Below are 20,418 nucleotides of genomic sequence, written 5' to 3'. Positions count from 1 at the left end.
CGACCTGTTCCCGGGCCACCCGGTGGGCGCCCAGCGCCACAACGGCTTCCTGCAGGGCTTCGGCCTGAAGAGCAACGACGCCAAGAACAACGAACTCGCCCGCCCGGCCGAGGTGGTGTGCATGGCCGACAGCTTCGGCGACCGCGCCAAGGGCCAGACCGCGATGGAGAACTGCCTGCAGAAGAACCCCGACATCAACCTGGTCTACACCATCAACGAGCCGGCCGCCGCCGGCGCCTTCAACGCCCTGCAGAAGTCGGGCAAGGACAAGAACGTGATGATCGTCTCGGTCGACGGCGGCTGCGACGGCATCAAGGACGTGGCCGCCGGCAAGATCGCCGCCACCTCGCAGCAGTACCCGCTGAAGATGGCCGCCATGGGCGTGGCCGCCGGCGTCGACTACGCCACCAGCGGCAAGAAGGTCAGCGGCTACACCGACACCGGCGTCACCCTGATCGCCGCCAAGCCGGTGGCCGGCGTCGAGAGCAAGGACACCCAGGTGGGCACCGAGCTGTGCTGGGGCAAGAAGTAAGGGCAGCGCTGCTGCACACCGGACACGCACCACCATGGCCGCCATCCCCTCCACCACCCTGGGCGCCAAGCTGCCCCCGCTCGGGCAGCTCGGCCCGTTCATCGCCCTGCTGATCGCGTGCATCGCCTTCGGCTTCACGACCGACCAGTTCTTCAGCGGCGAGAACTTCTCGCTGATCCTGCAGCAGGTGACGGTGGTCGGCGTGATCGCGATCGGCCAGACCCTGATCATCCTCACGGCCGGCATCGACCTGTCGTGCGGCATGATCATGGCGCTGGGCAGCATCGTGATGACCAAGCTGGCGGCCGACATGGGGCTGCCCGCGCCGCTGGCGATCCTCGCCGGCATCGCGGTCACGGCCGGCTTCGGCCTCATCAACGGCCTGCTGGTGACGCGCATCAAGCTGCCGCCCTTCATCGTCACGCTGGGCACCTTCAACATCGCCTTTGCGATCACCCAGCTGTACTCGGGCGCGCAGACCGTGACCGAGGTGCCGCCGATGATGACCTGGTTCGGCAGCACCTTCGCGCTGGGCGGCACCAACGTCGCCTACGGCACCGTGCTGATGATCCTGCTCTACCTGGGCGTGTGGTTCTGGCTGCGCGAGACCGGTGCCGGACGGCACGTCTACGCGGTCGGCAACAACCCGGAGGCCACGCGGCTGGTCGGCATCCCGCCCGAGCGCGTGCTGCTGGGCGTCTACGTGCTGGCCGGCGTGTTCTACGGCATCGCCTCGCTGATGTCGGTGGCGCGCACCGGCGTCGGCGACCCCAACGCGGGCCAGACCGAGAACCTCGACGCCATCACCGCGGTGGTGCTGGGCGGCACCAGCCTGTTCGGCGGCCGCGGCATGATCCTCGGCTCGCTGGTCGGCGCCATCGTGGTGGGCGTGCTGCGCAACGGCCTCACGCTGATGGGCGTGTCGTCGGTCTACCAGGTGCTGATCACCGGCATCCTGGTGATCGTCGCCGTGACCGTCGACCAACTCTCGCGCAAGGGAGGCCGCTGACATGACCGCCACCACCGCACCCCTGGTGATGCAGGCCAAGGGCCTGATCAAGCGCTACGGCCAGGTCACGGCGCTGGACGGCGCCGACTTCGAGCTGCGCGCCGGCGAGATCCTGGCCGTGATCGGCGACAACGGCGCGGGCAAGTCCTCGCTGATCAAGTGCCTGTCGGGCGCCACCGTGCCCGACGAGGGCCAGATCCTGCTGGACGGCAAGCCGATCCACTTCAAGGCCCCCATCGACGCCCGCCGCGAGGGCATCGAGACGGTCTACCAGGACCTGGCCGTGGCGCCCGCGATGACCATCGCCGAGAACCTGTTCCTGGGCCGCGAGATCCGGCGCGAGGGCTTCCTCGGCAACGTGCTGCGCATGCTCGACAAGAAGAAGATGCTGGAGCAGAGCATCGCGCGCATGAACGACCTCAAGGTCGGCATCCGCTCGATGACGCAGGCGGTCGAGACGCTGTCGGGCGGCCAGCGCCAGTGCGTGGCGGTGGCGCGGGCGGCGGCCTTCGCGAGCCACGTCGTGATCCTCGACGAGCCGACCGCGGCGCTCGGGGTCAAGGAAGGCAACATGGTGCTCGAGCTGATCCGGCGGGTGCGCGACAAGGGCCTGCCGGTGGTGCTGATCAGCCACAACATGCCGCACGTGTTCGAGATCGCCGACCGCATCCACGTGGCCCGCCTGGGCAAGCGCGGCGCGGTGCTGAACCCGAAGAAGATCAGCATGAGCGACACCGTCGCGGTGATGACCGGGGCCTTGCCGCCCGAGCAGTTGCCCGCCGAATGCCTGGCGTGAGCGGGGCGGTGCGTGCGATGACGGCGCTGCCCTCGGCCGACGACGGGTTGCAGGAGACGACCCGGCTGCGCCCGCGCGGTTCGAGCCAGGGCGGCCTGCGCCAGTACAACGAGCGAGTGGTGCTGCAGGCGATCCGCAACCACGGCCCGATGCCCGGCGCCGAGCTGGCGCGGCTGACCAAACTGACGCCGCAGACCATCTCGCTGATCACCAAGCGGCTGATCGACGACGGCCTGCTGCTGCGCGGCGCCCTGCTCCGCGGAAAGGTCGGCCAGCCCTCGGTGCCGCTGGCGCTGAACCCGGACGGTGCCTTCTCGATCGGCATCAAGCTCGGCCGGCGCAGCCTCGACATGCTGCTGGTCGACTTCACCGGCGCGGTGCGGGCGCGGCGCAGCCTGAGCTACGACTATCCCCGACCCGAGGCGGTGTTCGGCGAGATTGCCGCGCGGCTGGCCGAATTCCATGCGCTGCTGGGTGCCGCCGAGCAGGAGCGGCTGCAGGGCATCGGCATCGCGGCGCCTCTGTCTCTGGGCGGCTGGCAGGCATTGCTGGGCGTCGAGGCCGACCGCGCCGCGGCCTGGAACCGCACCGACGTCCGGGCTCGGGTGGCGGCGCTGTCGACCTTGCCGGTGAGCTTCGTCAAGGACACCGCGGCCGCCTGCGTGGCCGAACTGGTGGCCGGGCGCGGACGCAGCGTGCGCAGCTTCGTCTACATCTTCGTCGACACCTTCGTCGGCGGTGGACTGGTGATCGACAGCCACCTTCGCGGCGGACTCAACGGCAACGCAGGCGCGATCGGCTCGCTGGCCCTGCACCGGGCGATGCCGGGCGACACCGCGCCGCCGCCGCAACTGCTCAGCGTGGCCTCGCTGATCATGCTGGAGCGGCGCTTCGAACAAGCCGGGCTGGACCCGGACGCGGTGTCCGACCGGCGGGCGCTGGAGGCGCCGTGGCAGCCGATCACGCAAGCCTGGCTGGACGAGGCCGCACCCGCGATCGTGCTGGCGATCCACGACGCCGCCTGCCTGCTCGATCTCGAAGGCGTGATCATCGACGGCTCGTTCAGCCGCGAGTTGCTCGAGGCGCTGCTCGACGCGGTGTCGGCCGCGCGCAGCCGCTACAGCTGGGAAGGCGTCGAATGCCCGCAGCTGCTGCCCGGCACCACCGGCTCGGACGCCCGCGCGCTCGGCGGTGCGCTGCTGCCGCTGCATGCCAACTTCGCGCCCGACCGGGACCTGTTCCTGAAGCTGGACAAGGGCGCGGGCTGACGGGGGCCCTCGACGGGTCGGCTCGCCGGCCTACATGAGTTGACTCCCGAGGACGATTCGCGCGCAGGGCGCCTGGCGCCAACATACCTCGCACGGCTTGGTCCAAGCCAACGGAGTACCTCTTGTCAACTTTCGACACGCGCGACAGGGCCGCATGCGCCGCCACCTGAAAGCCATCGGCTGGACCTTCGTCCTCACGCTGGCCGCCACGCTGCTCGTCCTCAACTTCCGCAGCGGCGAGAAAAAGCTCGACGAGCAGGTAAGGCGCGAGTACGCGCTGCACGATCCGCAGTACCAACACGTGCTGGGCGTCATGCTGGGTCCCCCGATCACGCACGGCAATCGCTTCGAGGCCCTCTACAACGGGGACCAGATCTTTCCCCCGATGCTGGCCGCCATTCGCGGGGCACGGCAGAGCATCACCTTCGAGACCTACATCTACTGGTCCGGCGACATCGGCAAGGCTTTCGCCGACGCCCTCGCCGAAAGGGCCCGGGCGGGGGTCAAGGTGCATGTGCTGCTGGACTGGCTCGGCAGCGCCAAGGTGGACGAGGCATTCCTGCGCGAGATGGAGGATGCGGGCGTCGAGATCCGGAAGTTCCACAAGCCCGTCTGGTACGACATCACCCGCATGAACAACCGCACCCACCGCAAGCTGCTGGTCGTCGACGGACGCATCGGCTTCACAGGGGGCGTCGGCATCGCGCCGAACTGGACCGGCAGCGCGCAGGACGCCGAGCACTGGCGCGACTCCCACTTCAAGGTCGAGGGGCCGGTGGTCGCTCAGATGCAGGCTGTCTTCATGGACAACTGGGTCAAGGTCTCGGGCGACGTCCTCCATGGCCGACGCTACTTCCCGCCGATCGAACCCGTGGGCGAGGGACGCGCCCAGATGTTCAGCAGCTCGCCGTCCGGCGGCAGCGAGAGCATGCACCTCATGTACCTGCTGTCGATCGCCGCGGCGACACGGACCATCGACCTGTCGAGCGCGTACTTCGTGCCCGACGACCTGACAGTGGGCGCGCTGGTGGCCGCCATGCGGCGCGGGGTGCGCGTGCGCATCATCACGCCGGGACCCATCATCGATTCGCAGACGGTCCGCGGGGCATCGAGGGCTTCGTGGGGACCGCTGCTGGAGGCGGGCGCGCAGATGAGCGAGTACCAGCCGACGATGTTCCATTGCAAGGTCTTCACAGTCGACGGCCTGCTGGTCTCGGTCGGCTCCACGAACTTCGACAACCGCTCCTTCAGGCTCAACGACGAAGCCAACCTGAACATCTACGACGAGGATTTCGCGGCGGCACAGACCGCGCAGTTCGAGGCGGACCTGAAGCAATCCAGACAGCTCACGCTGGCGGCGTGGCGAGACCGTCCTCTCACGGAGAAAGCCATGGAGCACGTCGCAGCATGGCTGTCGAGCCAACTTTGAAGCCAGGGGCGCGGCCGGCCGCCTACCCTTCGCGAGAGTCGGGCGCGGGCCCTGAGCACGCTGCCGCCGCGAGCGCGGCACCGGACGCCGCCGCGCCTTCCACCGCCCTCGCCCTGGTCTCGCTGGTGCCGGAACTGAGGACCATGGCCGGCGCGGTGACGGCAACGGTGGTGATCGCGGCCCTCTATTTCGGCCGCGACATCCTGATGCCGCTGGCCCTCGCCTTCCTGCTGGGCTTCGTGCTCGACCCGCTCGTGATGCGCCTCAAGCGGCTGGGCCTGCCGCGCGCGCCCGCGGTGATGCTCGTGGTGCTGCTGGCCCTCGGCACGATGGGCATGGCGGGCCTGCTGCTCGGCAGTCAGGTCAGTACCCTGAGCGCCGAGCTTCCGACCTACCAGAACAACATCAAGACCAAGCTCAGCGAGCTTCGCGCCCGGGCCAGCGGCCCAGGGATGTTCGACGGCGTCATCAAGACCTTCGACACCTTCAAGAAGGAGGTCGAGGACGCACCGCCAGCCCCGGCCCCGGCTCGCGCGGGCGCCAGGGGCGCCACCGGCAGCACGGCGCCCGCGCCGGCGCAAGCCGTGCAGCTGGTCGAGAAGACGCCCTCGTCCTTCCAGCAAGGCATCTCGTTGCTCGAGATGGCGAGCGCGCCGCTGGCGACCGCGGGCATCGTGCTGGTCTTCGTGGTGCTGATCCTGCTGGATCGGCTGGACCTGCGCGATCGCCTGGTTCGGCTCTGGGGAGGCAGCCTGCATCGTTCGACCGATGCCATGGACGAGGCCGGCCAGCGCATCAGCAAATACCTCACGATGCAGCTGGTGGTGAATTTCAGCTATGGCGTGCCGATGGCGCTCGGCCTGTGGTTCATCGGCGTGCCGGGCGCGATGCTCTGGGGCGCGGTGGCGGCGGTGATGCGCTTCGTTCCGTACGTGGGTCCGATGATCTCCGCCGTGTTCCCGATCGCGCTGGCCTTCGCGGTTGATCCCGGCTGGAGCATGGTGCTGTGGACCATCGGTCTCATCATCGCGCTCGAGATGCTGAGCAACAACGTGATCGAGCCCTGGCTGTACGGCGCGAGCACCGGACTCTCGGCCATGTCGCTGATGGTCGCGGCGACTTTCTGGACCGCGCTGTGGGGCCCTCTGGGTCTCATCATGTCGACGCCGTTGACGGTCTGCCTGATGGTCATCGGCCGGCACCTGCCACGGCTGCGCTTCCTGGACGTCCTGCTCGGGAGCCAGCCCGCCCTCGACGCGCCGACGCGCATCTACCAGCGCCTGATCGCCGACGATGTCGAGGAAGCCATCGAACTCGCGACCGACCAGGTCGCCGACCACAACGTGCTCGGCTTCTACAACGAGACCGGGCTGCAGGTGCTGCGCATGGCCTCGAGCGATCACGCCAACGTGGCGCGTGCCGAGCACCGGCATCGCGTGGTGATCGGCATCGAGGCCCTGATCGACGAGATGCGAGAGCTTCATCCCGAACCGCAAGCGGCCTCCGTGCCCGCCGCGGTGGTGTGCATCGGGGGCAAATGGGAAGTCGATACCCTGGCGGCGCGCATGCTGGCGCATGCCCTGTCGATGCAGGGCTGCGTCGCCCTGCCGCACGGGGCCGGCGCGGTCAACGCGGACTTCATCGCGGGGCTCGACCTGGGCGGCGTGCAGTGCGTGTGCATCTCGTACTTCAGCCCCGATCCGCAGGTTGCGGCGCGCCACTTCTGCCGGCGGCTGAAGCGTCGCTGGCCCGGCACGCGGGTCGTGCTCGGCCTGTGGAACGCGCCACCGGAGCTGTTGGGCGAGGAGGCGATCCGCAACCTCGGCGCGGACGGCGTCGTCACCTCGATCGGCGAGGCGGTGGTCGCGATCGCCGCACTGACCGGCATGCAGCCGACCGAGGGCTTCATGCAGGCGGCGCGCCCCGAAGCGGATGCCGAAAGGCTCCATGCCCTGCGTGCCAGCGGCGCGCTCGATCCGCGCGCAAAGGAGCTCTTCGATGCCGCCACGCAGCGCGCGGCCGACGTGTTCGACGTGCCGATGGCCATGGTGTCGCTGATCGAGGAGAGCACGCAGGAGGTGCGCGGCGCCTACGGCGAGTTGCGTTTGCCGGCCAGCCCGGATGCCGCGCCGCTGCGCGGCGACGACCTCGGCATGCCGCGCGAGCTGTCGATGTGCGGCCATGTGGTCGCGAACGCCCAGACCCTGGTGGTGCCCGATGCGTCGAGGGACCTGCGCTTCGCCGGCAACCCCGCGCTGCAGGGCAAGGGACTGCGCTTCTATGCGGGCGCGCCGTTGCGCGGACCGGGCGGCCACGTGCTGGGAACGCTGTGCCTGCTGGATGTCGAACCCCGCGCGCTCAGCCAGAGCGAGGTTCGCCTGCTGGAAGCCATGGCCAAGGACCTGATGCAGGCCCTGCAGGCCTTGGCCGCGCAATGGGGCGAGATGGTGCCGGCGCCGGCGGCCATGGGTCCGCCGTCGGCCACGGTCGGGCAGCTGCTGCCGTCGGGCTGACGCGGACCGGACGCGAAGCCGCGCGGCCGCCTGCGTGAGAGCGACTCACACCGCGGCAGCTTCATTCAGGCAGCTTCACTGAGGCACCACGCGAGCGCCCTCGCCGTTGCCCTGGATGAAGACCCGCTGGCCCACTCGCAGGCCGGGGGTCACCGGCTGCGTCACTTCGACCAGCACACCGCTGTCGGTGCGAACGAAGATCTGCTGGCCTTCCAGCGGCTTGCTGTAGCGCTCGGCGATCTGGCTGCCCGCGACGCTGCCGCCGATCGCGCCCACCACCATGGCGACATCGCGGCCGGTACCCCCGCCGATCAGGCTGCCGATGCCCACCCCGGCGAGCCCGCCGAGCACGGCACCCACACCCGTATGGTGAGAGGTGGGAATCTCCGTTGGCGCGATCTGCTCGATCTTGCCTTGCCGGATCGTCACCGACCCTTGCTGCGATCCCGGTGCGGCGCAAGCGGTGAGAAGGACAGCCATTGCAAATGCGGAAAACAAGGAGAAGAGGCGCACTTTCATGAATTGGACTCCGGTACAGGGTGGATGAAACCGATGCGGATCGGGCTCGGGAGACGACGAAGACAGATTCGCCAGCCTCGTGCGCGCACTATGTGCTGCTTCCACGACGCCGTCTACTGCACTTAGGGGCAATTTCGCGCGTGCCTCCGTCGTCGCCGTTGGCGGCCGTTCCAGGCCCGCTATTGCCACGCCTCGAACATCGGGCGCATCATCGCGCCACTCGGCTGCCAGGCGATCTCCCTCCGTGCACCGCGCCCCTGGGCCATGAGGAGGAGCATCCATGCAAGCCACCCCATTGCTCGACCTGGCCATCGTCGGCGGAGGGGTCGCCGGCGTCATCCACCTGCACTACGCCCGGCAGGCGGGCCTCGATACGCTGCTGCTCGAGAAGCAGGACGGCGTCGGCGGCCTGTGGCGCCAGCTTCCGGCGTGGCAGGACATCCAGATCAGCCCGGCCGACTGGACCGTCGGCGATCTGCCGCTGGGTGGCCCGAAGCAGCCGTGCATCCTCGCCAACATAGAGGCATGGGTCGAGCGCTTCGAACTGGCAGACCGTATCCGGTTCGACAGCCCGGTGTCTCGTGCGCGTTACACCGACACATGCTGGGAGCTCGATACGCCACGCGGCACGGTGCGGGCGCGTCATCTGGTGGCGGCCACCGGGGGCCACAACACGCCCGCCATACCCGATGCGATTCGTCGCGACAGCGAATGGCGAGAGCTGCACTCCAGCGCCCTGCGCGACCCGACCGAGCTCACCGGACGCGAAGTGATCGTGGTCGGCGGCGGCGCCTCGGCCTTCGACTTGCTGGACCTGTGCCTGGAGCACAAGGCGCGCCGGATCGCATGGGTGTACCGGGGCTTGCGCTGGTTCACGCCGACCGGAAAGCCGAAGGCGATCGCCGGCAGCGTGCGGCCCTACGCGAAGATGCAGGCGAGCGGCATGACCGTCACGCAGCAGAACGAGACGATCGGCGCCGACCTGCTGTCCCGCTACGAGAAGTTCGGCATCCAGTCGATCCGACCCCAGCGCTTGCTGGACGTGCGGCAAGACCAGCTCATACCCGGCCGCGCACGCATGCTGGCCAGCTTTGCCGAGTTGGAGCGGTATCCGGGCAGCGTCGAGAAGATCGAGGGGCGCCACGTGACGCTGTCGGACGGCACGCGGCTCGCGGGGGACGTGCTCCTCTGGGGCACGGGCTACCAGACCGACCTCTCGTACTTCGAAGAGCCGCGCATTGCACGCGTGCGAACCGTCGCCGAACTGGCCTCGCGCTGCGCCTGCATCTTCCGCAGCCTGGATGCGCCGGACCTCTATTTTCCGGGCGTGGGACTGGATGGCATCGGCGCCGCGCCCTGGGCTTTCATGCTGATGGCGCGATCCGTCATGTCGCACATCCGCGGCACGGCGCAGCTGGACATGGAACCGGTCGACGGCAGGCTCAACCACTTCGACATCGTGCGCTACCTCGCCGAGCGGGACCGAGGCACCTACGCCGGCGAGCGGGGCTGGGACTTCTATCGCGAGTTGGCACTCGGCACACCGGACGACCAGCCCTACCCTCTGCTCTGACGCCGTTGCGCGGCGGCGGGCCCATCGAGCCCACGACCGCGATCCGCGCGGGCGATCAGGTGTAGCGCTTTTCCAGCGCATCCCAGACCGGCTTGCCGACCAGGCGCTGCCGCTCCGCGAACGGCACGACCAGCGCCGGGTCCTCGTCGACGCGCCTGGCATCGCGCAGCACCGTCAGCGCCTTCTGCATGCCCGCCACCGCACCCTGCAGCGCCGCATTGGCGTAGAGCACGATGCCGTAGCCGAGGCGGCCCAGCTCGTCGGCGCCGACGATCGGCGTCTTGCCGCCGATCACCATGTTCATCAGCTGCGGCTTGCCCAATCGCCCCGGCAGCGCGCGGATCTCTTCCGCGGTGGTGACAGCCTCGACGAACAGGATGTCGGCACCCGCCTGCGCGAACAACTGGGCGCGTTCGAGGGCGGCCTCGAAACCCTGCGTGGCGCAGGCGTCGGTGCGCGCCATGATCAAAAAGTCCGGATCGTGCCGCGCATCGACCGCCGCCTTGATCTTGCTCACCGCCTCCTCGGTGGAAATGACTTCCTTGCCCGAGAAGTGGCCGCAGCGCTTGGGCGCCAGCTGGTCCTCGAGCTGGATGCAGTCGGCGCCGGCCCGCTCGAGCACACGCACGGTGTGACGCACGTTGAGCGCGTTGCCGAAGCCGGTGTCGGCGTCGACGATGAGGGGCAGCTCGACCGCATCGCGGATGCGCGCGGTGTGGTCCGCGATCTCGTGCAGGCCCATGAAGCCCTGGTCCGGCATGCCGAACCACATGTTGGTGACGCCGGCGCCCGTGACGTAGATGGCTTCGTACCCCAGGTCTTCGATGACCCTGGCGGACAGCGCGTTGAAGGCGCCCGGGACGATCACGCCGCGACGGGCTTCGACCAGCGATCTGAGTTGCTTGCGAGTGGACACTGGAAAGACTCCTGAGATTCAAAAACTGTCGCCGGGTACGCGGACCTGGCCTTCCATCAGCACGCGGGCGCTGCGGCTCATCAAGGCCTTGGTGACCGTCCACCGGCCGTCGACCTGCCTGGCTTCGGCGCCGACGCGCAGCGTGCCCGAGGGGTGGCCGAAGCGCACGGCGGTGCGTTCGCCGCCACCGGCCGCCAGGTTCACCAAGGTGCCGGGGATGGCGGCCGCGGTGCCGATGGCCACCGCCGCGGTGCCCATCATCGCGTGGTGCAGCTTGCCCATGGACAGTGCGCGCACCAGCAGGTCGACGTCGGCCGCGTTCACCGGCTTGCCGCTGGAGGCCGTGTAGGCCGCGGGAGGCGCCACGAAGGCCACCTTGGGTGTGTGCTGGCGCAGGCCGGCCTCGGCGATGTCCCGGATCAGCCCCATGCGCACGGCGCCGTGCGCGCGAATGGTTTCGAACATCGCCAGCGCGGCGTCGCTGCCGTTGATCGCATCCTGCAGCTCGGTGCCGGCGTAGCCGACGGCATCCGCATTGACGAAGATGGTCGGGATGCCGGCGTTGATCAGCGTCGCCTTCATGGTGCCGACACCGGGCACTTCCAGGTCGTCCACCAGGTTGCCGGTCGGAAACATGGCGCCACCGGCCTCGCCGTCACCCTCGTCGGCCGGGTCGATGAATTCCAGCTGCACCTCGGCCGCCGGGAATGTCACGCCGTCGAGTTCGAAGTCGCCCGTCTCCTGGACGGCGCCGTAGCTCATGGGCACGTGCGCGACGATGGTCTTGCCGATGTTGGCCTGCCAGATCCGCACCGTCGCCATGCCGTTGCGCGGCAGCCGGCTGGCATCGACCAGTCCGTTGGCGATCACGAAGGGCCCGACGGCGGCGGAGAGGTTGCCGCAGTTGCCGCTCCAGTCGACGAAGGGCCGGTCGATGGCCACCTGGCCGAACAGGTAGTCGACATCATGGCCGGGCCGGCTGCTGCGCGACAGGATCACCGCCTTGCTCGTGCTGGAGGTTGCGCCGCCCATGCCGTCGATCTGCTTGCCGTAGGGGTCCGGGCTGCCGATCACGCGAAGCAGCAGCGCGTCGCGTGCCGGCCCGGGGCGCTGCGCCACCTCCGGCAGGTCCTGCAGGCGGAAGAACACGCCCTTGCTGGTGCCGCCGCGCATGCAGGTCGCCGGGATCTTGATTTGTGGCGTGTGTGACATCAGGCCAGTTCCGTGGAAGCAAGGAAGTCTTGCGCAAAACGCTGCAGCACGCCACCGGCTTCGTAGATCGACAGCTCCTCGGCGGTATCGAGCCGGCAGGTCATCGGCAGCTCGACGACATCGCCGTTGCGGCGGCGGATCACCAGGCCCAGGTCGACGCGCGGTCGACGCTCACCCACGACGTCGTAGGTCTCGGTGCCGTCCAGGCCCAGCGTCAGGCGATTCACGCCGGGCTTGAACTCCAGCGGCAGCACGCCCATGCCGATCAGGTTGGTGCGATGGATGCGCTCGAAGCCCTCGGCCGCGATCGCTTCCACGCCTGCCAGCCGAACGCCCTTGGCCGCCCAGTCGCGCGAACTGCCCTGTCCGTAGTCGGCGCCGGCGATGATGATCAACGGCTGCTTGCGCTGCATGTAGGTCTCTATGGCCTCCCACATGCGAACCACCCGGCCCTCGGGTTCGATCCGGGCGAGCGAACCCTTCCGGACCTTGCCGTCGACCACGGCCATCTCGTTGACGAGCTGCGGATTGGCGAAGGTCGCGCGCTGCGCCGTCAGGTGGTCGCCGCGGTGCGTGGCGTAGGAATTGAAGTCTTCCTCGGGAAGGCCCATGTGCTGCAGGTATTCGCCCGCCGCGCTGTCGCGCAATATGGCGTTGGACGGCGACAGATGGTCGGTCGTGATGTTGTCGGGCAGCAAGGCCAGCGGGCGCAGGCCACGCAGCGTGCGCTCGCCCGCCAGCGCGCCCTCCCAGTACGGGGGGCGGCGGATGTAAGTGCTCTGCGGGCGCCAGTCGTACAGCGGGCTGATCGGCGCGTGGCCGGCCACGCCGATCTTGAACATCGGATCGTAGACGCGGCGGAAGTGCTCGGGCTTGACGCTGGCGGCGACCACCGCGTCGATCTCGGCATCGCTCGGCCAGATGTCCTTCAGCGTCACGGCCAAGCCGTCGGCGTCGATGCCGAGCACGTCCCGCTCGATATCGAAGCGCACGGTGCCGGCGATCGCGTAGGCCACGACCAGCGGCGGAGACACCAGGAAGGCCTGTTTGGCATAGGGATGGATCCGGCCGTCGAAATTGCGGTTGCCCGACAGCACGGCCGTGGCGTACAGGTCGCGCTCGATGACCTCCTGCTGGATCACCGGGTCCAGCGCACCGGACATGCCGTTGCAGGTGGTGCAGGCAAAGGCCACGATGCCGAAGCCCAGCCGTTCCAGTTCGCGCAGCAGGCCGGCCTCTTCCAGGTACAGCTGCACCGCCTTGGAGCCGGGCGCGAGCGACGACTTGACCCAGGGCTTGCGCACGAGCCCGCGCGCATTGGCATTGCGCGCCAGCAGGCCGGCGGCGATCACGTTGCGCGGGTTGCTGGTGTTGGTGCAGCTGGTGATGGCCGCGATGATCACTGCGCCGTCGGGCATCCGGCCCGGCACGTCCTCCCACTCGGCAGCGATCCCGCGCGCGGCCAGCTCGGAGGTCGGCAGGCGCTTGTGCGGGTTGGACGGGCCGGCCATGTTGCGCACCACCGCGCGCAGGTCGAAGCGCAGCACGCGCTCGTATTCCGCGCTGGCCAATGCGTCCGACCAGAGTCCCACTTCCTTCGCGTAGGTCTCGACGAGGCGAACCTGTTCGTCCGTGCGTCCGGTGAGGCGCAGGTAGTCGATGGTCATCCGGTCGATCGAGAACATCGCCGCCGTGGCGCCGAACTCGGGCGTCATGTTGGAGATCGTGGCCCGGTCGCCCAGGGTCAATGCCGAGGCGCCTTCGCCATGGAATTCGAGATAGGCGCCCACCACCTTCTGCTGGCGCAGGAACTCCGTCAGCGCCAGCACGATGTCGGTCGCCGTGATGCCGGGCCCTGGCTTGCCGCTGAGCTCGACGCCGACGATGTCGGGCAGCCGCATCCAGGAAGCTCGGCCCAGCATCACGCTTTCGGCTTCGAGCCCGCCGACGCCGATCGCGATCACGCCCAGCGCGTCCACGTGGGGGGTGTGGCTGTCGGTGCCGACCAGCGTGTCGGGGAAGGCCACGCCGTCCCTGGCATGGACGACCGGCGACATCCGCTCGAGGTTGATCTGATGCATGATCCCGTTCCCCGGCGGGATCACCTCGACGTTCTTGAAGGCCTTCCGGGTCCACTCGATGAAGTGGAACCGGTCTTCGTTGCGACGGTCTTCGATGGCGCGGTTCTTGGCGAACGCATCCGGATCGAAGCCCGCGAACTCGACCGCCAGCGAGTGGTCCACGATCAACTGGGTCTGCACCACAGGGTTCACCTGGGCCGGATCGCCGCCCCTGTCGGCGATGGCGTCGCGCAGGCCGGCCAGGTCCACCAGTGCGGTCTGTCCCAGGATGTCGTGGCACACCACGCGGGCCGGAAACCAGGGAAAGTCCCGGTCGCGCCGGCGTTCGATCAACTGCAGCAGCGAGTCGTCGAGGATGGCCGGGTCGCAGCGGCGCACCAGGTTCTCGGCATGCACGCGCGAGGTGTAGGGCAGCCCGGCCCAGGCGCCGGGCCGAAGGGCATCGACGGCTTCGCGGGCGTCGAAATAGTCCAGCGACGTGCCCGGGAGCTTCTTGCGGTACGAGGTGTTCATGCGCGGGTTCTTGTCAGCGGCGATCGCCGATGGGCAGGAACGCCAGGTCCTCGGGACCGGTGTAGTTGGCGCTCGGGCGGATGATCTTGTTGTCGATGCGCTGCTCGATGACGTGCGCGGCCCAGCCGCTGGTGCGGGCAATGACGAACAGCGGCGTGAACATCGCCGTCGGCACGCCCATCATGTGATAGCTCACGGCACTGAACCAGTCGAGGTTGGGGAACATCTTCTTGGCATCCCACATCACCGTCTCCAGGCGCTCCGCGATGTCGAACATCTTGCAGGCGCCCGCTTCATCCGACAGCGACCTGGCGACGCCCTTGATGACGACGTTCCGGGGATCGCTCACGGTGTAGACCGGATGTCCGAACCCGATCACCACTTCCTTGGCCTCGACCCGGCGACGGATGTCCGCTTCGGCTTCGTCGGGCGAGTCATAGCGCTTCTGGACCTCGAACGCGACCTCGTTGGCGCCGCCGTGCTTGGGCCCGCGGAGCGCCCCGATGGCGCCCGCGATGGCCGAGTACATGTCGCTGCCGGTGCCGGCGATGACGCGCGCCGCGAAGGTCGAGGCGTTGAACTCGTGCTCGGCATAGAGGTTCAAGGAAGTGTGCATGGCGCGTTCCCAGGCGGCGCTGGGTCGGGTGCCATGCAGCAGGTGCAGGAAGTGCGCGCCGATGGAGTCGTCGTCGGTTTCCAGCGCGATGCGCCTGCCCTGCGTGGACCAGTGGTACCAGTACAGCAACATGGAGCCCAGCGAGGCCATCAGGCGGTCGGCGATGTCGCGCGCACCCGGCGCGTTGTGATCGTCTTTCTCGGGCAGCGTGCATCCCAGGGCCGACACGGCGGTGCGCATCACGTCCATCGGATGCGCGCCCGCGGGGATCTGCTCGAGGGCCGACTTGACGCTGGCCGGCACGCCCCGCATGGCCTTGAGCTTCGCTTTGTAGGCCCGCAGTTCGGCCGCCGTGGGCAGCTTGCCGTGCACCAGCAGGTGGGCGATCTCCTCGAACTCGCAGACCTCCGCGATGTCGAGGATGTCGTAGCCGCGGTAGTGCAGGTCGTTGCCTGTGCGGCCGACGGTGCACAAGGCCGTGTTGCCGGCCGTGACGCCCGAGAGCGCAACGGATTTCTTCGGCTTGAACGTTGACGATGTTGGGTGTGTCATGCTTCGCAATTTACGCACAATCGATTCTTTGCAGAAGGGCTAAAAGGGCGAATATTTGCGAAGGAGAATCGCAAATCAGCGAATCTTGCGAATTATTGGCTCCGCCGGAGATCACGATGAAGAAGACCTTCATGGGCGTGCGCCTGCGCAAGCTGCGGGCCGAACGCGGCCTGTCGCAGGTCGCGCTGGCCAACGCGCTCGGCCTTTCGCCGAGCTACCTGAATCAGCTGGAGCAGAACCAGCGGCCGCTCACCGTCGCCGTCCTGCTCCGGATCAGTCGCGCGCTGGGCGTCGACGTGCAGCAGTTTTCCGAGGACGAGGAAGCGCGCCTGGTGGCCGGCATGCGCGAGGCCCTGGCCGACAACCCGGGCGGCGAGGCGGTGGCACTGCCGGAGCTGCTCGAGGTCGCCTCCCAAATGCCCGCCGTGGGTCGTGCGCTGCTGGCCCTGCACCGTCGCAATGCCGATGCGACCCAGCGTCTCGAAGCCATGGCACTGCGCCTGGGAGACGACCGCGCCGACATCGCGCCGACGCGGCCGATGGCCTTCGAAATGGTGCGCGACTTCTTCTTCGCCCACCAGAACCATTTCGATGCCGTGGACCGTGCCGCCGAATCGCTCGCGGCCGAGGCGAACGCCGAAGGAGGCCCGCTGTCGGAATGGCTCGTGCGGCGACTCGGCCAGCGGCACGGCGTGCACGCGATGCCATCGCACGACGAGGCCGAGGAGAGCCAGCGCCGCTATGAGCCGGGCAGCCGGACCCTGCGGTTGTCGGCCTCGCTGGAAGCCGGTCAACAGGCGTTCCAGCTGGCGACACAGCTGGCCCTGCTGGAGCAGTCCTCGCTGCTGGACGCGCTCGTCGATACGCCGGCATTCGGCGACGATCCGCAGGCGCGGACCTTGGCGCGCATCGGCCTGGCGAACTACTTCGCGGGCGCCTTGCTGCTGCCCTATGCGGCGTTCCTGAAGGCTGCCGAAACCATGCGCTATGACATCGACCGGCTCTCGCGCCGCTTCGGGGTCGGCTTCGAAACCATCTGCCATCGCCTGAGCACGCTGCAGCGGCCGGACGCGCCCGGCGTGCCCTTCTTCTTCATCCGCGTGGACCGCGCCGGCAACATCTCCAAGCGGCAGTCCGCCACCCACTTCCACTTCTCGAAGACCGGCGGCACCTGCCCCCTGTGGAATGTGTACGAGGCCTTCTCGCAGCCCGGCAAGATCCTGCCGCAGCTGGCGCGCATGCCCGATGGCCGCACCTACCTCTGGATCGCCCGCACGGTCTCGAAGAGCCAGGGCGGCTACGGCGCGCCGAGCAAGACCTTCTCGGTGGCGCTGGGCTGCGACATCCGGCACGCCCCGCGACTGGTCTATTCGCGGGGCATGAACCTCGAGGACCCCGAGATCGCCACGCCCATCGGCATGGGATGCAAGGTGTGCGAGCGCACGCGCTGTCCGCAGCGGGCCTTTCCGTTCGTGGGAAGGCCGCTCGAGGTGAACGAGAACGAAAGCCGCTTCACGCCCTACCCGGCCGACTCGGCCGGCCCGCCCTGATCGCCTCAGATGACCGCGCGCAGGGCCCTGGCGGCCTCGACCATATGGGTCAGCGCGGGAATCACTTCAGCCCACTGGCGCGTCTTCAGGCCGCAGTCCGGGTTGACCCACAGCCGCTCGGCCGGAATGCGCTCGGCCGCCTTCTTCATCAGCTGCACGATGTGCTCCCGGGTCGGGATGTTGGGCGAGTGGATGTCATAGACACCGGGGCCGATCTGGTTCGGGTAGTTGAAGTCGTCGAAAGCGTCCAGCAGTTCCATGTCCGAGCGGGAGGTCTCGATCGTGATCACGTCCGCATCCATGTCGGCGATGGACGCGATGATGTCGTTGAATTCCGAATAGCACATGTGGGTGTGGATCTGCGTCTCGTCGTCGACGCCGTTGGCGGTGATGCGAAACGATTCGACCGCCCAGTCGAGGTAGTTCTTCCACTGCGACTTGCGCAGCGGCAGGCCTTCGCGCAGGGCGGCCTCGTCGATCTGGATCACGCCCACGCCGGCCTTCTCGAGGTCGAGCACCTCCTCTCGGATCGCCAGCGCCAGCTGCTTGCATGACACCGACCGAGGCTGGTCGTCGCGCACGAACGACCAGTTGAGGATCGTGACCGGACCGGTCAGCATGCCCTTCATCGGCTTGTTCGTCAGCGACTGCGCATAGCGGATCCATTCGACCGTCATCGCCTTGGGGCGCGTGATGTCGCCGAACAGGATCGGCGGCTTGACGCAGCGGGAACCGTAGGATTGCACCCAGCCGAACTGACTGAAGGCATAGCCGTCGAGTTGCTCGCCGAAGTACTCGACCATGTCGTTGCGCTCGGCTTCGCCATGCACCAGCACGTCGAGGCCCAATGCCTCCTGCTCGCGAACGCTGCGGGCGATCTCCGCCTGCATGGCGCTCTTGTAGCCGGCCTCGCCGAGCTCGCCGGCCTTGAACCGGCTGCGTGCCTGGCGGATCTCCGCGGTCTGCGGGAACGACCCGATGGTGGTGGTCGGGAAAGCCGGAAGCTTCAGGCGCGCCGCCTGCAACGGGGCGCGCTGCGCGTAGCCGCTCTTGCGTCGGCCGAGCTCGGCGTCGATCCGGGCGATCGCCGCCCGGACTGCGGGGTTGTGGACCCGCGGCGACGCGCGACGCGCTGCAACGGCAGCCTGGTTGGCGGCGAGCGCGTCCTTGACCGCGTCGCGGCCCTGGTTGAGCGCCGTCGACAACAGCTTCAGTTCGTCGAGCTTCTGCAGCGCGTAGGCCAGCCACGACTTGATTTCCGGATCGAGCCTGTGCTCGCTCTCGAGGTCGACCGGCACGTGCAGCAGCGAGCACGACGGTGCGATCCACAGCCGGTCGCCGCCCAACTTCTGCGCGATGGGCTCGAGCCAGTCGAGCACCGCGGCCAGGTCGGTCTTCCAGATGTTGCGTCCATCGATGACGCCGAGCGACAGCACCTTGTGGGCCGGCATCAGGCCCAGCAGGGGCGTCACGTCGGCCCGGCCGTTGACGGCATCGATGTGAAGGCCCGCCACCGGCAGGTTGGCGGCCAGGTACTGGTTCTCCAGCAGCTGGCCGAAATAGGTGGCCAGCAGCAGCTTGACGCGGCAGCCCTTGAGCTGGTGGTAGGCGGTGTTGTAGGCATGCTGCCAGTCGGCATCGAGCTCGGTCACCAGCAGCGGCTCGTCGATCTGCACCCACTCGACGCCCTGCGCGGCCAGGGTGTCCAGCAGTTCGGCGTAGGCCTCCAGAAGACGCGGCAGCAGGGCCAGCTTGTCCGAATCGTCCTTGGCCTTGCCGATGGCGAGGTAGGTGACCGGTCCGACGATCACGGGCTTGGCCTTGACCCCTTGCGCCCTGGCCTCGGCCAGCTGCGCCAGCAGGCGGGAGGCATCCAGCTTGAATGCCGTCTGCGCCGTGAACTCCGGCACGATGTAGTGGTAGTTGGTGTCGAACCACTTGGTCATTTCGCCGGCGGCGACGCCGCCGCAGCACGCATGGTGGTCGTCGCTGCCGTGCGCCGAGCGGCCACGGGCGACCCGGAAATAGTTGTCCAGGGCGTCGCCATGGAAGCCCTGCACGCGCTCGGGCAGGTTGCCCAGCGTGAAGCTCATGTCCAGCACCTGGTCGTAGAACGAAAAGTCACCCACCGGCGCGAGGTCCAGGCCGGCCTGCTGCTGCCAGTGGCGCTGGCGCAGCCGGGCACCGAGGGCCTGGAGTTCGTCGCGCGGCGAAGCGCCCTTCCAGTAGGACTCGAGCGCGAACTTGAGTTCGCGCTGGGCGCCGATTCGGGGAAAACCAAGATTGTGGGTCAGGACCATGAGACTGCTTTCGGGCTGCTTCGGAAATGCGAATGGCGCTGATCGTAGGCAGGCCACTCCATGAAGTAAAATGGTCTTATTTCAACGATCGATTAGTTTCATTCATACGAAATGCTGGAGCGCATTCATCTGGCCATCGTCCGGGAGGTCGACAGGCAGGGCTCACTGACCGCTGCCGCGGCGACGCTGTGCCTCACGCAATCGGCCCTCAGCCATGCGATGAAGAAACTGGAACTGCAGCTGGGCACTGCGATCTGGCTGCGCGAGGGGCGCGCCCTCCGGCCCACGCAGGCCGGCGAATACCTGCTCGCCGTCGCCAATCGCGTCCTGCCCCAGCTCGACGTCGCCGAGGAGCGCCTGCAGCAGTACGGGCAAGGCGAGCGTGGCACGCTGCGCATCGGCATGGAGTGCCACCCGTGCTATCAGTGGCTGCTGAAGGTCGTGGCACCCTACCTGGCCAAATGGCCCGACGTGGATGTGGACGTGAAGCAGAAATTCCAGTTCGGGGGCATCGGTGCGCTGTTCGGCTTCGAGATCGACCTGCTCGTGACACCGGATCCGCTGTTCAAGCCGGGGCTGCGCTTCGAGCCTGTGTTCGACTACGAACAGGTGCTGGTCGTGGGCGCCAGCCACCCGCTGGCATCGGCCGCCTACGTGAAACCGGCGCAGCTCACGCCGGAGGTCCTGATCACCTACCCGGTGGCGCCCGAGCGGCTGGACGTCTACAACCAGTTCCTGATGCCCGCAGGCATCACGCCCAAGCGCCACAAGACCATCGAGACGACCGACATCATGCTGCAGATGGTGGCCAGCGGCAGGGGCGTCGCAGCGCTGCCGCGTTGGCTGGTTGAAGAGTATGCGGACAAGCTGGAGATCGTCCCCGTCCGGCTCGGCCGCCATGGGCTCGCCAAGCAGATCTTCCTGGGTGGCCGGGAAGCGGAGATGGACGTGGACTACCTCAAGTCCTTCATCGACTTCGCGCGTCAGCCGGCGCGGGAGAAACCGCGCAAGGCTTGAACACGGATGCTGTCGATGCCGC

At 68.2% G+C, this 20,418-nt stretch carries 15 protein-coding genes; 9 read left to right on the top strand and 6 right to left on the bottom strand.

The window, feature by feature from the left end; all coding sequences use genetic code 11:
* The 6 genes from QZH52_RS15265 to QZH52_RS15240 form a co-directional block, all read left to right on the top strand.
* The coding region (locus QZH52_RS15265) for a substrate-binding domain-containing protein (RefSeq protein WP_301810526.1) at window positions 1-532 on the top strand (532 nt) is incomplete at its 5' end.
* Between the two features lie 34 nt (window positions 533-566).
* Window positions 567-1,541: an ABC transporter permease gene (locus tag QZH52_RS15260; RefSeq protein WP_301810524.1), complete on the top strand. Its 975-nt coding sequence runs from the start codon at window positions 567-569 to the stop codon at window positions 1,539-1,541.
* A 1-nt stretch (window position 1,542) separates the two neighbouring features.
* Window positions 1,543-2,337, top strand: a complete 795-nt coding sequence (locus QZH52_RS15255; RefSeq protein ID WP_301810522.1) for an ATP-binding cassette domain-containing protein — start codon at window positions 1,543-1,545, stop codon at window positions 2,335-2,337.
* A gap of 17 nt (window positions 2,338-2,354) precedes the next feature.
* Window positions 2,355-3,605, top strand: coding sequence for an ROK family transcriptional regulator (locus QZH52_RS15250; RefSeq protein ID WP_301810520.1), 1,251 nt, complete (start codon window positions 2,355-2,357; stop codon window positions 3,603-3,605).
* A gap of 154 nt (window positions 3,606-3,759) precedes the next feature.
* Window positions 3,760-5,034: a phospholipase D-like domain-containing protein gene (locus QZH52_RS15245; protein WP_301810517.1), complete on the top strand. Its 1,275-nt coding sequence runs from the start codon at window positions 3,760-3,762 to the stop codon at window positions 5,032-5,034.
* Window positions 5,013-7,547: an AI-2E family transporter gene (locus QZH52_RS15240; protein WP_301810512.1), complete on the top strand. Its 2,535-nt coding sequence runs from the start codon at window positions 5,013-5,015 to the stop codon at window positions 7,545-7,547. Before QZH52_RS15245 ends, QZH52_RS15240 begins: the two co-directional genes overlap by 22 nt.
* 75 nt (window positions 7,548-7,622) lie before the next feature.
* Here QZH52_RS15240 and QZH52_RS15235 read toward each other — a convergent pair whose 3' ends face one another.
* Window positions 7,623-8,066: an outer membrane lipoprotein gene (locus tag QZH52_RS15235; protein WP_301810509.1), complete on the bottom strand. Its 444-nt coding sequence runs from the start codon at window positions 8,064-8,066 to the stop codon at window positions 7,623-7,625.
* 280 nt (window positions 8,067-8,346) lie between these two features.
* On the opposite strand from QZH52_RS15235, the gene QZH52_RS15230 reads away from it, so the two are divergent.
* The gene (locus QZH52_RS15230; protein WP_301810505.1) at window positions 8,347-9,639 is read left to right on the top strand and encodes an NAD(P)-binding domain-containing protein; all 1,293 of its coding nucleotides are present in this window, start codon (window positions 8,347-8,349) and stop codon (window positions 9,637-9,639) included.
* Between the two features lie 55 nt (window positions 9,640-9,694).
* On the opposite strand, the gene QZH52_RS15225 is transcribed toward QZH52_RS15230, so the two are convergent.
* From QZH52_RS15225 to prpC, 4 genes are read right to left on the bottom strand one after another with little or no spacing between them, the layout of a single operon-like run.
* A complete protein-coding gene (locus QZH52_RS15225; protein WP_301810503.1) occupies window positions 9,695-10,555 on the bottom strand; it encodes an isocitrate lyase/PEP mutase family protein in 861 nt (286 codons plus the stop codon).
* Between the two features lie 18 nt (window positions 10,556-10,573).
* Window positions 10,574-11,767, bottom strand: coding sequence for a 2-methylaconitate cis-trans isomerase PrpF (gene prpF / locus QZH52_RS15220; protein ID WP_301810501.1), 1,194 nt, complete (start codon window positions 11,765-11,767; stop codon window positions 10,574-10,576).
* On the bottom strand, window positions 11,767-14,361 hold the full coding sequence (gene acnD / locus QZH52_RS15215; RefSeq protein WP_301810500.1) for a Fe/S-dependent 2-methylisocitrate dehydratase AcnD: 2,595 nt from the start codon (window positions 14,359-14,361) through the stop codon (window positions 11,767-11,769). The genes prpF and acnD overlap by 1 nt, the downstream gene beginning before the upstream one ends.
* A 13-nt stretch (window positions 14,362-14,374) precedes the next feature.
* Window positions 14,375-15,529, bottom strand: coding sequence for a bifunctional 2-methylcitrate synthase/citrate synthase (prpC, locus tag QZH52_RS15210; RefSeq protein ID WP_301810498.1), 1,155 nt, complete (start codon window positions 15,527-15,529; stop codon window positions 14,375-14,377).
* A 116-nt stretch (window positions 15,530-15,645) separates the two neighbouring features.
* Between prpC and QZH52_RS15205 the strand changes: the two genes are divergently transcribed.
* On the top strand, window positions 15,646-17,079 hold the full coding sequence (locus QZH52_RS15205; RefSeq protein ID WP_301810497.1) for a short-chain fatty acyl-CoA regulator family protein: 1,434 nt from the start codon (window positions 15,646-15,648) through the stop codon (window positions 17,077-17,079).
* Window positions 17,080-17,084: 5 nt separating this feature from the next.
* Here QZH52_RS15205 and metE read toward each other — a convergent pair whose 3' ends face one another.
* A complete protein-coding gene (gene metE / locus QZH52_RS15200) occupies window positions 17,085-19,379 on the bottom strand; it encodes a 5-methyltetrahydropteroyltriglutamate--homocysteine S-methyltransferase (protein WP_301810495.1) in 2,295 nt (764 codons plus the stop codon).
* A 111-nt stretch (window positions 19,380-19,490) separates the two neighbouring features.
* On the opposite strand from metE, the gene QZH52_RS15195 reads away from it, so the two are divergent.
* Entirely contained in the window at window positions 19,491-20,396 is a 906-nt protein-coding gene (locus tag QZH52_RS15195) for a LysR family transcriptional regulator (RefSeq protein ID WP_286531269.1), read from the top strand.
* Window positions 20,397-20,418: the final 22 nt, after the last annotated feature.

This window comes from Variovorax ginsengisoli (assembly GCF_030486595.1).
Taxonomy (GTDB): Bacteria; Pseudomonadota; Gammaproteobacteria; order Burkholderiales; family Burkholderiaceae_C; genus Variovorax; species Variovorax ginsengisoli_B.
Note: the sequence above shows the minus strand (reverse complement) of the source record. Positions and strands in the feature narration are given on the sequence as shown.